The 13705-nt window shown below is 72.0% G+C and carries 11 protein-coding genes; 5 read left to right on the top strand and 6 right to left on the bottom strand.

Annotated features, from left to right (window positions below):
* Window positions 1-12: 12 nt before the first annotated feature.
* Together OHS58_RS18255 and OHS58_RS18250 are read right to left on the bottom strand one after the other, a co-directional pair.
* A complete protein-coding gene (locus OHS58_RS18255; protein WP_328649141.1) occupies window positions 13-654 on the bottom strand; it encodes a response regulator transcription factor in 642 nt (213 codons plus the stop codon).
* Entirely contained in the window at window positions 651-1727 is a 1077-nt protein-coding gene (locus tag OHS58_RS18250; RefSeq protein WP_328649140.1) for a sensor histidine kinase, read from the bottom strand. Before OHS58_RS18250 ends, OHS58_RS18255 begins: the two co-directional genes overlap by 4 nt.
* 222 nt (window positions 1728-1949) lie before the next feature.
* Between OHS58_RS18250 and OHS58_RS18245 the strand changes: the two genes are divergently transcribed.
* Genes OHS58_RS18245 through OHS58_RS18230 form a run of 4 tightly spaced genes read left to right on the top strand, consistent with a single transcriptional unit; the run spans window position 1950 to window position 5189 of the window.
* A complete protein-coding gene (locus tag OHS58_RS18245) occupies window positions 1950-2588 on the top strand; it encodes a VC0807 family protein (RefSeq protein ID WP_328649139.1) in 639 nt (212 codons plus the stop codon).
* Window positions 2585-2779 carry a ferredoxin gene (locus OHS58_RS18240; RefSeq protein ID WP_326954102.1) on the top strand — a complete coding sequence of 65 codons (195 nt, stop codon included), beginning with the start codon at window positions 2585-2587 and terminating at the stop codon, window positions 2777-2779. Before OHS58_RS18245 ends, OHS58_RS18240 begins: the two co-directional genes overlap by 4 nt.
* Entirely contained in the window at window positions 2776-3990 is a 1215-nt protein-coding gene (locus OHS58_RS18235; protein ID WP_326954101.1) for an NAD(P)/FAD-dependent oxidoreductase, read from the top strand. Before OHS58_RS18240 ends, OHS58_RS18235 begins: the two co-directional genes overlap by 4 nt.
* Window positions 3987-5189 (top strand): cytochrome P450, encoded by a 1203-nt coding sequence (locus OHS58_RS18230; protein WP_326954100.1) that lies wholly within the window; start codon window positions 3987-3989, stop codon window positions 5187-5189. The genes OHS58_RS18235 and OHS58_RS18230 overlap by 4 nt, the downstream gene beginning before the upstream one ends.
* 261 nt (window positions 5190-5450) lie before the next feature.
* On the opposite strand, the gene OHS58_RS18225 is transcribed toward OHS58_RS18230, so the two are convergent.
* From OHS58_RS18225 to OHS58_RS18210, 4 genes are all read right to left on the bottom strand, one after another.
* Complete coding sequence (locus tag OHS58_RS18225) at window positions 5451-5882, bottom strand: STAS domain-containing protein (protein ID WP_328649138.1); 432 nt, start codon at window positions 5880-5882, stop codon at window positions 5451-5453.
* Window positions 5883-6054: 172 nt separating this feature from the next.
* Window positions 6055-6255 (bottom strand): hypothetical protein, encoded by a 201-nt coding sequence (locus tag OHS58_RS18220; protein ID WP_328649137.1) that lies wholly within the window; start codon window positions 6253-6255, stop codon window positions 6055-6057.
* A gap of 133 nt (window positions 6256-6388) precedes the next feature.
* Complete coding sequence (locus OHS58_RS18215) at window positions 6389-7651, bottom strand: sodium:proton exchanger (protein ID WP_328649136.1); 1263 nt, start codon at window positions 7649-7651, stop codon at window positions 6389-6391.
* 952 nt (window positions 7652-8603) lie between these two features.
* Window positions 8604-9002 carry a DUF1003 domain-containing protein gene (locus OHS58_RS18210; RefSeq protein WP_326954096.1) on the bottom strand — a complete coding sequence of 133 codons (399 nt, stop codon included), beginning with the start codon at window positions 9000-9002 and terminating at the stop codon, window positions 8604-8606.
* Window positions 9003-9600: 598 nt separating this feature from the next.
* Here OHS58_RS18210 and OHS58_RS18205 point away from each other — a divergent pair.
* Window positions 9601-13419 carry a Pls/PosA family non-ribosomal peptide synthetase gene (locus OHS58_RS18205; protein WP_328649135.1) on the top strand — a complete coding sequence of 1273 codons (3819 nt, stop codon included), beginning with the start codon at window positions 9601-9603 and terminating at the stop codon, window positions 13417-13419.
* The last annotated feature ends 286 nt before the right edge of the window (window positions 13420-13705 follow it).

Here is a 13705-nt window from a genome sequence, read left to right as displayed (position 1 = left end):
CTAGAGAACCGGCTACCGACCCGGGCTCAGCGCGTAGCGCACGGCGTCGGCGCGGTCGCGAAACCCGGCTTTCGCGAACAGGTTGTTGATGTGCGTCTTGACCGTCGCCTCGGAGATCACCAGCTTGGCGGCGATCTGCGGGTTTCGCAGGCCTTCCCCGATCAGGCCGAGGATCTCGCGTTCCCGTGCGGTGAGGCCGAAATCGTCACGCGGGCGCCGCGGCGAGCGCGTCGCCAGGGCCAGCAGGCGGCGCTGGACCTCGGGAGCCAGCACCGTCTGGCCCTGCGCCGCGGTGCGCACGGCGTTGAGGATCGTCGCGCGGTCGGCGTCCTTGGTCAGGTAACCGCTGGCGCCGGCCTGCAGCGCGGCCAGGATGGACTCGTCGTCGTCGAACGTGGTCAGCACGAGCACGGCGGTGCCGGTCCCGGCCGCGTGGATGCGTTCGGTGGCCTCGACCCCGCCGAGAACGGGCATCTTGAGGTCCATCAGCGCGACGTCCGGCCGGTGCCGCTCGACCGCTCGCACCGCCGCCTCGCCGTCGGCCACGCCCGCGACCACGCTCACGTCGGGCGCCAGGTCGAGCATCACCACGAGTGCTTCCCGCACGGTGGTCTGGTCGTCGGCCACGACGAGGGTGATCGGTGCGGCATTCATCGGGGCAGCTCCAGTTCCACGGTCCAGCCGGCGCCGTCCGGCCCGGCTTCGAGGGTTCCGCCGTGCAGCGCGGCGCGTTCGCGCATGCCCACCAGCCCCAGGCCGGTGCCGGTGGCGAGGTCGCCGCGCTGCTCGGCGGCAGGTCCATTGTGGACGGTCAGTCGCACGACGTCCGCGCGGCACGCCAGCCGCACGGACACCGCCGCGCCCGGTGCGTGCTTCGCCGCGTTCGTCACGGCTTCCTGCGCGGTTCGCAGCACGGTGTGTGCCACTTCCGCGCCGATGTGCCGAGCCGAGCCCGAAATCGTCACGTCCGCGGCCAGCGCCCGCAGGGATTCCCCGAGCGGCAACGCGCCCTGCCGCAGGGCGTGCACCGCGCGCCGCGTCTCGGCCATGCTGCCGACGGCGAGCGCGCGAGCTTTGCGCACGGCCGCGTCGGCCTGTTCGGCGCGGCCGCTTTCCCTCAGCGCGTCGGACATGTCCAGCTGCAGCGCGATCCCGGACAGCGAGTGCCCGAGCACGTCGTGGATCTCGCGGGCGATGCGGCCGCGCTCGACGAGGGCGAGTGCCGCGTTGCGTTCTCGTTGCGCGATGCCGATGTACACCGGCAGCGCGACGGTGAGGGCGAGCCACCACGGCCACGGACCGGCGTCCGGGTCCAGCGCCGCGATCACGGCGGTCAGCACCGCCGCGAGCACGGCACCGGTCACGGCGATCCCGGCCGCGGCCTTGCGGGAAGCCAGCCTGCTGCCCGCCGCGCCGGCGGCGAGGTAAGCGAAGAAGGGCCCGCTCGTCGTCTGCTCGGTCAGCGGCACCAGCACCGAGCCCGAGAGCATCGCCACCGACAGGAGGGTGACGAGCCACCCGAGGGGGAGCCGCCGCAACGGGAACAAGGCCACGATCGCCGACGCACCGGCCACGACGAACACCGGCAGCGCGACGCCGGGCCACAGGACCGCCCGCCACCACACGACGGTTCCCCCGATCGCGAACAGCAGCAGGAACGGCCGCACCAGCTGGTCGCCGAACGTGCCCAGGCGCGTGGCCGGGCCTGGCTCGTCAACGGCGCGCACGAGCCCGAGTCTTCCGTTCTCCGCGCGCACCTGTGCCTCCACTTCCGATCCCGTCGGGGAGATCTTACGAAGAACACGGCCCCGGGTCTTGGGAGCGCGGGTGCAGTCCGGGTGGAGAAGCGTCTCCACCCGCATTCGAACCTCAGGTCCACGACGCGGGCCGGCTCGCTCCGTAGCTTTTCGACCACCACCCGGGAACCGGGTCGAGCGAGGAGAAGCACAGTGCAGAAGACCGTCCCCGAAACGTCGGCCGCGCGCACCCTGATCGGCACCCTGGCCCTGGACGTGGGCTTGCCCGTGGCCGCGTACTTCGTCGCCGATGTGGCCGGCGCGAGCAGCTACCAGGCGCTCCTGATCGGCACCGTCGTCGCCGGCGTACGGGTGTTGTGGGTCGTGGTTCGCCAGCGAAGGCTGGAGCCGTTCGCGTTGTTCCTGCTCCTGTTGTTCGGCGTGGGCCTCGCACTGGCGTTCGTCAGCGGCGACGCGCGGCTGCTGCTCGCCAAGGACGCCGCGACGTCACTGCTCGCCGGGCTGGTCATGGCGGGCAGCTGCCTTCTCCGCAAGCCGTTCGCCTACTACGCGGCGGAGCGGATGGCCCGGTCCTCCGGGCGGATCGAGCAGTTCCGGGCCGCGGCGAACGCGCCCGGCGGGCAAGCGCACTGGTACCGGATTTCCCTGGTCTGGGGCATCGGGCTGCTGGTGGACTCGCTGGTGCGCGTCGCCGCGATCTTCCTGCTGCCGGTGGACCTGGCCGCCGACTTGTCGCAGGTCCTGATGGTCGCGGTGTACGTCGGGCTGGTGCCGTGGACGCTGCTCATGACGGCGCGCCGGAAGTCCTCGTCGGTGGCGGTCCGGCCGTGAAGGTGCTCGTCGACCTCAACCGCTGCCAGAGCTACGGCCAGTGCGTGTTCGCCGCCCCCGGGGTGTTCCGGTTCCGGGGCGAGGAGTCGCTGGAGTACGACCACGTTCCGGACGCGGCGGCCGCCCGCGAGGTGCGCCGCGCCGCGCTCGCGTGTCCCGTCGGCGCGGTCACCATCGGGGAGGACCGGTGAAGCGGATCGTCGTGGCCGGCGCGTCGCTCGCCGGACTGCGAGCGGCGGAGTCGCTGCGCGCCAACGGGTTCACCGGGGAGCTGCTCATCATCGGCGCCGAACCGCACGAGCCCTACGACCGGCCACCGTTGTCGAAGGCGGTGCTCGCCGGCCGGCTGGGCACGGACCACCTCCAGCTACCGGTCGCCCGCGGCCTGGACGCCGACTGGCGGCTCGGCCGCCCCGTGACCGGGCTCGACCTGACCACCCGCGAGGTGCGGATCGGCGATGACCGGATCGGTTTCGACGGCCTGGTCGTCGCCACCGGTGCCCAGGCCCGCCCCGGCCCGCCGGGCACGCACGTGGTCCGCACGCGAGACGACGCCGACCGCCTGCGTCGGGCCCTCGCCGCCGGGCCGGACCGGGTGCTCGTGGTCGGCGCGGGGTTCACCGGGTCGGAGGTGGCGTCGAGCTGCGTCGACCTCGGGCTGCCGGTGACCGTCGTGCACCGCGGTACCACGCCGATGGGGAGCGCGTGCGGCGACACCGTCGGCGCGGTCCTCGGAGCCCGGCACCGGGCCCACGGTGTCGACTTGCGGACTCTGACGACGTTGACCGGTCTCGACGGCGGCCTCGCGACGCTCTCGGACGGCACCCGCCTGCCCGTGGACGTGGTGGTCGTGGCGACCGGTTCGGTGCCGAACACCGCGTGGCTGCTCGGCAGCGGGGTCTCCGCGGGTCCCTCCGGAGTGGACTGTGACGCCGCGTGCCGCGTGCTCGACGTCGACGGCGACGTCATCCCGGGGGTCTACGCAGCGGGCGACGTCGCGCGGTGGCGGCACCCGCGGTTCGCGGCCCCGCCGCAACGCTTCGAGCACTGGGGCAACGCGCTCGACCAGGCGGATGTCGCCGCGCACAACCTGGCCGGCGGCCCCCGGCGGGAGGTCACCGCCCTGCCCGCGTTCTGGTCCGACCAGTTCGGTCTCAACATCAAGGCCATCGGCCTGCCGCACCTCGCCGCCGACGTCGTACTCGCCCAAGGCTCCTTCGAGCGCCGCTCGTTCGTCGCCGTGTACGGCCGCGGCGGGATCACGGTCGGTGCCGTAGCGGTCGACTCGCCGCGGGTGCTTGACGGCTACGCGGCCCTGATCACCGAGCGCGCCCCGTTCCCGCCCGCCACCGGCGCCACGGACGCACCCGAGCTCGTCACCGTCCCAGGAGGACAGTCATGACCCGTTACCCCGCGGCGGTTCCCTACGGCCGCTTGCTCGACATCGCGCAGCGGCCCGACCCGTACCCGGTGTTCGCCGAACTGGCGCGCGAGCCCGTGCAGCGGATCGACGAGCACGTCTGGGCCGTGAGCGGTCACGCCGAAATCAGCCGGCTGCTGCGTGACCCACGGCTGTCCGCGCAGGAACCCATGACGTTCGAGCCGGACGCGCCGCTGGGCTCGGACGGCACACCGTTCCGCGGCCCGTTCCTGCAGCAGGACCCACCGCACCACGACACCCTGCGCGGGCAGGTGGTGCGCCAGTTCGTGCCGCGGATCCTCGGCATGCGACCGAAGATCGAGGCCATGGTCACGGAGCTGGTCGACGGTCTCGACGGCGCCGACGAGCTCGACGTGGTGTCCGCGCTCGCCTACCCGCTGCCGGTCGGGGTGATCTGCGAACTGCTGGGGGTCCCGCGGTCGGAGGAGCCGGTGTTCCACGACTTCGCCGCGCGCCTGACCCGCGCGCTCGACCCGCAGGAGTCGTTCACGGAAGAAGAGCTCGCCGACGTCGCGAAGACCCGCGAGGACTGGCGCGCCTACCTCACGCCGATGATCGTGCGGCGCCTCACCGAACCCGGCGACGACCTGATTTCCGGCCTGCTCACCGACGGCGACCCGGCCGAGCGCATGACCATGGTGGAACTGGCGACCACTCTCGGCCTGCTGCTCATCGCGGGCCACGAGACCACGGTGAACCTGATCGCCAACGGCACGCTCGCGCTGTTGCGCAACCCGGATGTCCTCGCTCGCCTGCGCGCCGACCCCGGCCTCGCGCCCGCCGTCGTCGAGGAGGTGCTGCGCTACGACCCACCGGTGCAGCTGACCGGCCGCCTCACCACGGCCGACGTGCGCATCGGCGACACGGACGTGCCCCGGGGCGACCGCGTGCTCCTGCTGCTCGCGGCCGGCAACCGCGATCCGCGGCGGTTCCCGGACGCGCAGCGATTCTGGCCGGAACGCCCGGACAACCGGCACCTCGCGTTCGGCGGCGGCGTCCACTACTGCCTGGGTGCCGCGCTGGCCCGCATGGAGGGCGAGGCCGTGCTCACCGCGATCGCGACGCGGCTGGTCGCACCGCGCCTGGTGGCGGATCCGCCGCGGTACCGGCCGAACACGATCCTGCGCGGCCCGGCGGAACTGCGCGTGGCGGTCGGCTGACGCCGTGAGACATCGGACACGACCAGCCCATTCATCGTCCCTGACCTGCCAGTCCGTCGCCGCCGATCAGGGCCGCGTGCGGACAGTGCCGCCGATGCCCGCTCGCCGCCAACGACCTCGTCCGGCAGCACGACATCAAGGCAGGCACCTCCACCGTCCTGTTCGACCAGCACCGCACCGACTGGAATGTGCTCACCCACGGCCTGCCCGCGAACTCGCTCGCACCGATCGGAAGACCGACCCACCGCGGGGGTATGAACCTCAGGCCGGTTCGGATGTAGCGTCGGCCACGCCAACCACTGGGCTAAGGGGCACGCCGAGGCGGGCGAACGCCGCATCGAGGTCGGCGACGAGCGTGAGCAGCAGATCGAGGTGCAGCAGCGCCAGCGGCCGCAACACGGCGTACACCGTCGTCACCACGATCAGCGTCCGGCCGGTTCCCCGCAGCCGCCGTCCGGCGGCAGCGAGCTGCGTCAGGACACACGACCCGCAGCACGCCGCCGTGGTCAGGTCGACGACCACCGATCTGCCGAGAGACAGAGCCTGCTGCAGGCTCATCGTCAGCAGCGGGTCCGCTGCGAGGTCGAGTTCGCCGGTCCCGGTCACGATGACCACATCACCGCGATCGGTGACGTCGATCGCGTAGGCAGGTCGTCGCGCAGCCGACCGTGAGACGTTCATGGTGGGGTTCACTCCAGATACGACCGGTGTTTCGGGAGCACCCGGAGACACCAACTGCTGGTTCTCGGGTGCGAGGCCGAGAAGCTGGCTGGTGAACCTCTCGCCGCGACTTTACGCACCAGTACCGACAGTTCCGCCCCTCGCCACCCTGAACCGGCGGCAATGTCGAGCCGACGGGAGAAGTTCATCCTGGTGACTGGTCGTCGCCTGTGGCCAGGCGCGCGTGAGCGATGACGATGGCCGCTTCGTGCTCGGTGAGACCGAAGACCTGCATCAGCAACGGACCGGTCTGGCCGGCCTTGGCCTGGCTGAACACGACGAACAGCAACGTCACCGGCACCCCCGGCAAAGCCCGGAGCAACGCGGCCGGCAGCGCGTCGCGCAACTCCTGCAGGAAAGCTCGGCTCAGCTCCTGATCAGTCCGGCCGCGGCGTGCGCCCGGGGATCGGTGCCAGCGGCGGGCCCAGCGCCACGTCGATGACGGCCGCGGTGGCGGCCTCGTCGCCATCCGCGGGCCTTCAGTGGCGTGCCGTGGCGGTGACGTCCGGGACGCTCGGGTCCCGGTCATCACCGATGGCGTCGGCGTCGCTGGGAACGCGGCGGAACGGCGCGGCCAGCGTCGGCAGGATGTGGCGGCGGTTGCGGACCAGCGCGACCAGCGCGATCACCGCGTAGACGCCACACAGGACGTAGCGCGCGGTCTGGCCGGGCAACGCGAACTGGGTGGCAAACAAGCCCAGCAGCGTCCACGCCGCCCAACGCGGGAACCGCAACGCGAGCAGCGCGGCCACCCCGAGCAGCGTCTGCGTCGCCGTCAGCAGGAACTCCTCGACCTGCCGGGCGTCCAAGTGCAGCGCGGCACCCCCGCCGCCGAGCAGGTAGGCCAGCGGGAGGCTGCCGACCAGCAGCGTCCACTGGTTGACCTTGCTGGAGATCAGCGTCCCGATCGCGTCGCCCGCCTTGCCGCGGATCGCGAACAGGATCGCCACGATGAACTCCGGCGCCTCCGAAGCCAGCGGGGCCAGCCACTGCACGAGCAGGAACCGGTCGATCCCCAGCTCGGTGCCGGCGGCGATCAGGTTGTGCGCGAACGGTTCGGCACAGGCGAGGATCACCGCGGCGGCGAAGACGAACAGCCCGATGACCAGTGCGCGCCGGGCACGTTTCGGCAGGGCGCCGATGGTCGCGGCCGGCCCGACCAGGTGCGGTTCGGAGACGTCGGCGCGGGAGACTTTCCAGAGGTAGAACCCGAAGAACCCGAGCAGCGCGAACCCCAGCAGCAGCGAGATCTGCCCCGTCGCGGGGATCACGAACGCGACGACCGAGGCGATCGCCAGGAACCCGAGCTCGACCCGGTAGGGCGAATCCAGCGTCAGCTCGCGTACCGTCTTGCCGGTGCGCCGCTTCGCGATCGCGAGACCGATGAGCACGACCAGCGACCAGCCGAGACCGAGCAGCAGGCGGTTCGAGCCGGTCATGTTGGCCGCGGCGTAGGCGACGTACTCGGGGTCCGACCCGGCGGTGTAAGCGAAGTAGAGGTCGACGGCGTACTCGGGCAGCACGGCGATGACGGCGAGGATCGCGATCGCCAGCCCGCCGGAGATGTCGACCTGGGCGGCTTCGGCGGCCCAGGCGAGCACGAACGACGAGGCGACCACAGCCATCCCGAACAACAGCAGCCCGATGACCGGGCTCGGGGCCGCGCCGGAGAAGCGCAGGGCGAGGGCGGGCACGGTCAGGGCTACGCAGAGCCCGATCGGGCGTAGCAGCTTGGTCAACACGGTGCAGGGGCTCCTTCCCGGACGGAGGCGGCCTGCCACGGCCGCGACGTCCAGGGGTCTCGGCCAGGCACACGATCAGCTGGCCGAAGGTCTCGCCCACCCACCACCGATGGGTCCCGCTGCCGGAGAACACCGGGGTTCTCAGCATGTCGATCAGCGGGCTTGCGGGCTACTCCCCTTCGGAACACCATCACCCTGACCTGCTGGTTCGTGTTGCCGCAACCGTTGATCAAGATCACCGCGTCACGAATGTCCGGTTACGCGGCGGCGTCGCCTGCTGTTTCGGCATGCCGAATCCATGATCAAGCGCCAGCCGCAATCCAGCCGCCCGCCACCGGCAAGACGGTGCCCACTCGGCGGACGCGGCTCACGTCACCGCAGTCGAAAGGGGCGACTCGCGCCGACGTCGGCAGGACAGGTCTGTGCGACAGGTCACACAAGCGGTGGTTTGGCCGAATTCGGGCAGCCGACGATGCAGGGGCGGTCGCCCTTCGGCTGCAGCTGGGCGGGTACGACGTCTGGCTCGTGGAGGACAAGCTGGCCACGGTCGCCGGCGAGCTCGATCGTCGCGCGATCTGGCTATGAACCGACTACCGATTCGCGCCGACATGTCCGGTGCTGACGAATCCGGTACCCCCGGCGAGGCCTCGGTGACCAGCCGTCATGCGTAACTCTGACATCGCCTAGGGGTCTTGCTGCCAAGTTGAAAGGACCCGATCACCTGGGCGGCCAACAGGCCGGGCAGGCAGCGGAGCCGTCGAGCTTCCTGGACTGGCATCACACCGCGACACTGAGAACTGACCTCACTCAGGACGCCTTCGGCCCCCACCGCAGCGGTCTGCGCAGCAGCTCGAATTCCGGCCAGAGCTCGGATGTCATCTGTTCTCGGGCATCCGTGGCGAACGCACGGATCCTGCGATGTTGCTGCTTCGGAAGCTGGACACGACGAGGGTCACGGTGTCTCGGCGGCCCGGCGGGCCAGTTCCGTGGTCAGCGCGTGGATCTCGCGGGTGATCTGGGTATTGGTCTTGAGTTCGGTTTCCTGTTCGACGAAGTCATGGTCGGCTTTGGCCTGCTGGAAGGCCGCTGCCCGGTTCTGCCCGATCATGACGAAAGTCGAGAGGAAGATCGCTTCGAGGGACACGACCAGCGTCAGGGTCGGCCACGGGCTCTTCTCGACGAGCGTCATCCAGATCGCGAAGGCGAGGACATGCAAGTAGACGAACGACATCGAGCCGGCGAACTTGGTGATCGCGTCGGCGACCCGCAGTTGCGCGTTGGCGGCGCGATGCTCCCGCATGTGGACCACGACAGGGTGTTCGGGCTTGGCGTCACGACGAACGGTGGCCACAGGCGCTCCTTGAGTTGCGGACTCGGTCGATGTCGGCTGATCGCGGGCTTGCGTGGCGAGTGTGACCCTTCCGCGTCAAGATCGGGCCTGACGTGCACGTGCCGCGCCGAGGCGACGACATGATGACGCCGAAAAGTCCCGCTAGTCGGGTTCGAGGCAGCGGGTGGCGACACTGATCATCGCGGGCACGCAGTGGTCGCGACCCGCGCACGCAACCCCGAATCGTGGATCCGGCTCGTCGCTGGCCGGTCACCGGCGTCACGTTGCCTGATCTCGTACGACGGCTCGTTCCTGCTCGTCACCACGATGGTTCGGCCTTCGTGCGCACCGCGCCCCAGGCGTGCTCGCACTGTGGTTGCGTCGATTCCGCTGATTCACCAGAAAAGGTGAACGCTGCGCGTTTCTTGTGAAATGGGAGTCGAACTTTCAAGAATAGGTAAATGCGTATTGCTCCTACGTTTCCCGGTTCGCCCGGTTGTGCGCTGAGAAGACGCTGAGATCGTGGTGATCGTCACCTGCAAACCGGGTGCGTCCCTGCCATTGTGGGCAGCGACGCCGAGTTCGTGCGGCCATTCTTCGCTTATTCCAGGAGCAGTTCATGACGCCTTCGGTCATTGCCGACGTCCGGCCCGTGCAAGCTTCACGGTGGTCCGGGGGCCCGGCCGCGCCACCGCGCACCCTGCTCGACGTCTTCGCCGCGACCGTGGCGACGTTCCCCGACGCGCCCGCACTCGACGACGGCACTGACAACCTGAGCTACCGCACCCTCGCCGACCGGGTCGACGAACTCGCGCGGACGCTGCGGGCCCGTGGCGTCGGCCCGGGTGATCGGGTCGGGCTGTCGGTGCCGTCGGGGACGAACGACCTCTACGTCGCCGTGCTCGGGATCCTCGCCGCCGGCGCGGCCTATGTCCCCGTCGACGTCGACGAACCGCCCGAGCGGGCCGCGCAGGTGTTCGCCGAGGCCAGGGTCTGCGCGGTCGTCGTCACCGGCCTCGCCGTGCACACCTGCGCACCCGCCCGGGGAACCGCCGCGTCGCCCGGGCCGGACGAGGACGCCTGGATCATCTTCACGTCGGGATCCACCGGGACGCCGAAAGGTGTCGCGGTCACGCACCGCGCCGCGGCCGCGTTCGTCGACGCCGAAGCCGGGATCTTCCTGCGCGGGCGTCCGCTCGGACCGGGCGACCGGGTGCTGGCCGGGCTGTCGGTCGGATTCGACGCCTCGTGCGAGGAGATGTGGCTGGCCTGGCGGCACGGCGCCTGCCTGGTCCCGGCGCCGCGGGCGGTCGTCCGGTCCGGGCCCGACCTCGGCCCGTGGCTGGCCGGGCGTGGCGTCACCGTCGTGTCCACGGTGCCGAGCCTGGCCGCGCTGTGGGAGCCGGCCGCGCTGGCGGCGGTCCGGCTGCTGGTCTTCGGCGGCGAAGCGTGCCCGGCGGAGCTGGTCGAGCGGTTCGACGACGGCGCGCGCGAAGTGTGGAACACCTACGGCCCGACCGAGGCAACCGTGGTCACCACCGCGACACGGTTGCGCACGGGCGAGCCGGTCCGCATCGGCGTCCCGCTGGCCGGCTGGGACGTCGCCGTGGTCGGGCCGGCCGGCGAACCCGTCCCGCCAGGGGAGACCGGCGAGCTGGTGATCGCCGGTGTCGGCCTGGCCCGCTACCTCGACCCCGTCAAGGACGCGACGGCGTACGCGCCGGTGCCCGCGCTGGGCTGGGACCGCGCCTACCGCAGCGGCGACCTGGTCCGCGCGGAGCCGGGCGGGCTGGTGTTCGCGGGACGCGCAGACGGCCAGGTCAAGATCGGCGGCCGCCGCATCGAACTCGGCGAGGTCGAAACCGCCCTGCTCACCCTGCCCGGTGTGGCCGCAGCGGCGGCCACTGTGCACCACGGCACCGTGCTCGCCGGCTACCTGCGGCTCAGCTGTCCGGATCGGACGTTCGACACCGGCGACGCGCGGGCGCGGCTGGCCCGGCTCCTGCCGCACGGGCTGGTCCCCGTGCTGGCCGTACTGCCGGAGCTGCCGCTGACCCCGGCGGGGAAAGTCGACCGGCGGGCCCTGCCCTGGCCGCTGCCCACCGCGGCCGGCGCCGCCGAAGACACCGACGAGGACCGCGCCTGGATCGCCGGGCGGTGGCGGGAGCTGCTCGGCGTCCTGCCGGGAGCCGGCTCGGACTTCTTCGCCCTCGGCGGCACCAGCCTCGCGGCCGCCCGGCTCGTCTCCGCGCTGCGCACCCGGTTCCCGCACGCCGCCATCGGCGACGTCTACCGCCACCCCACCCTCGCCTCCCTGACCGCCACACTGTCTCGAGTGGACAGTGCGGCCGTCGGGACTCCAGCGGTGCCGGCGCGGCCGATGTCCCGGCACGCCGCGGTCGCCCGCACCGCCGTGTACGGCCTGAGCAGCTGGGTCACCGGCGCCCGGTGGGTGCTGGCCGTGCTGTTGTCCACTGCCGTGTTCGACGTGCTCTTCGGCGGCCCGGCCGTGCCGGTGACGCGCTGGCTGCTGCTGGCGGCCGGGTTCGTACTGCTGGTGTCGACCCCGGGCCGGGTCGGGCTCGCCGTGGCCGGCGCGCGGTTGCTCACGGCCGGCCTGCGCCCGGGTGAGTACCGCAAGGGCGGGTGGACGCACCTGCGGCTGTGGGCCGCCGAGCGGGTGGCCGCCCTCGCCGGGGTGGGCGGCTTGCCAGGCACCGCGTGGAACCTCGGGTACGCGCGGCTGCTGGGCAACCGGGTAGGTGCCGGCGTCGACCTGCACGCCGCGCCACCAGTCACCGGTCTGGGCGTGTTCGGGGCCGGGTGCGCGGTGGAGCCGGGTGCCGACCTCGCCGGCTGGCACGTCGACGGCGCGGTGGTCCGGATCGGCCGGGTCGAAGTCGGCCCCGGGGCCACGGTCGGCGCGCGGGCCACGCTGCTGGCGGACGTCGTCGTCGGCGCGGGCGCCGTGGTCGAGCCCGGCGCCTGCGTGGCGGCCGACGTCCCGGCCGCGTCGTCGCTCCCGGTGCCCGCGCCGCGTTCGAAGTGGTGGGCCGCGGCCTACACCGCGACGCCGCTGCTCACCGGCCTCGTGCTCCTCGCCGCCGTCCTGCCGGCCGCGGTCGTGTTCGCCTGGCTCGACACCGCCGCCGCGGGCCCGGCCACCCTGTGGCTGGTCCCGGTCCTCGGCCCGGTGACGCTCGTGCTCGTCGCGGTGCTGACGGCCGCGATGGCCCGGCTCGCGGGCCGATGGGTGCGCCCCGGCGCGCACCCGGTGCACAGCCGGGCCGCGTGGGCGGCCTGGCTGACCGAGAACCTGGCGTCCGCGGCCCGGGGCAGCCTGTTCCCGCTGTACGCCAGCCTGCTCACGCCCGGCTGGCTCCGGCTGCTCGGCGCGAAGATCGGCCGCGGCACCGAAGCGTCCACAGTGTCCGGTGTGCCCCGGCTGATGTCGGTCGGCTCCGGCGGGTTCCTCGCCGACGACAGCTCGGTCGCGCCGTACCGGCTGCGCGGCGGGCGGCTGCTGTGCGGGGTCGCGACGGTGGGGGACCGGGCGTTCGTCGGCAATTCGGCCGAAGTCGCGCCCGGGCACGCCGTCCCGTCCGGGGCCCTGATCGGCGTCCTGTCCCAGGCACCCGAGCGGGCCGGGGAAGGCACATCGTGGGTCGGGCGCCCGGCGCTGCGCATTCCCCGGCGGCCGGAGACCGCCGACCGCGCGCGTACCAGTGCCCCGTCTCGCCGGCTCGTCTTCGCGCGCGGGGCCGTGGAGCTGACGCGGCTGGTCCCGGTGGCGCTCAGCGCGTGCTTCGGTTACGCCGTTTTCGCGGTGCTGGCCTGGGTTTGCGCGCGCGACGGTGTGGCGTGGGCGGTCGCTGCGTCCGGGCCGGTGCTGCTGGCGGCCGGGCCGGTCGCGGCGGGGTTGGCGGTCGGGGCGAAGTGGCTGCTGCTGGGCCGCGTCACGCCGGGACGGCATCCGCTGTGGAGCGGGTTCGTGTGGCGCAACGAGCTGGTGGCGGTGTACCACGAGGAGCTCGCGATGCGGTGGCTCGGCGCAGGGATCGTCGGCACGCCGGTGCACACGGCACTGCTGCGGGCTTACGGTGCGAAGATCGGCCGTGGTGTGGTGTGCGAGACGACGTGGCTGCCCGAGCCGGACCTGGTGACGCTCGGGGACGGCGCCGTCGTCGACCGCGGCTGCGTGCTCCAGACCCACCTGTTCCAGGATAGGGTGCTGCAGCTGGGCCCGGTGACGCTCGGCTCGGGGGCCACGCTGGGCCCGCACGCGATCACGCTGTTCGACACGAACCTGGACGCGGGCTGCGCGATCGCCGCGAACTCCCTGGTGATGCGGGGCGAGCAGGTGCCGCCGGGTCGCTTCCACGGCAACCCGATCGCACCCCAGCGAAACCCGGCTCCGGATATCCGACGTTGCCTGTGATCGAGCTTGAGCCGGCACGCAAGCAGACGCCGCGGAGTGCAGTACTTGGACCGTCACCGGTTCTGTGATGTGGTGGTCTGTACGTAGCACGGGTATCCGGAAAGCAAGCAATGAGGAATGTGTGGCCATCACTTCGTCCAGGGCGTCGGTTCCCTTCGCGCTGATCACTGCCGTACAGCGATGGCGTGAACGTGGCGAGCCGTCGCAACCTGCTTCCCGCTGGTCGCGCGAATGAGCAGCACGTCACCAGCCGCGACCTCGGTTCAGGTCGACATCCGATCGAGCG

The organism is Amycolatopsis sp. NBC_00348 (assembly GCF_036114655.1).
Lineage (GTDB): Bacteria > Actinomycetota > Actinomycetes > Mycobacteriales > Pseudonocardiaceae > Amycolatopsis.
Note: the sequence above shows the minus strand (reverse complement) of the source record. Positions and strands in the feature narration are given on the sequence as shown.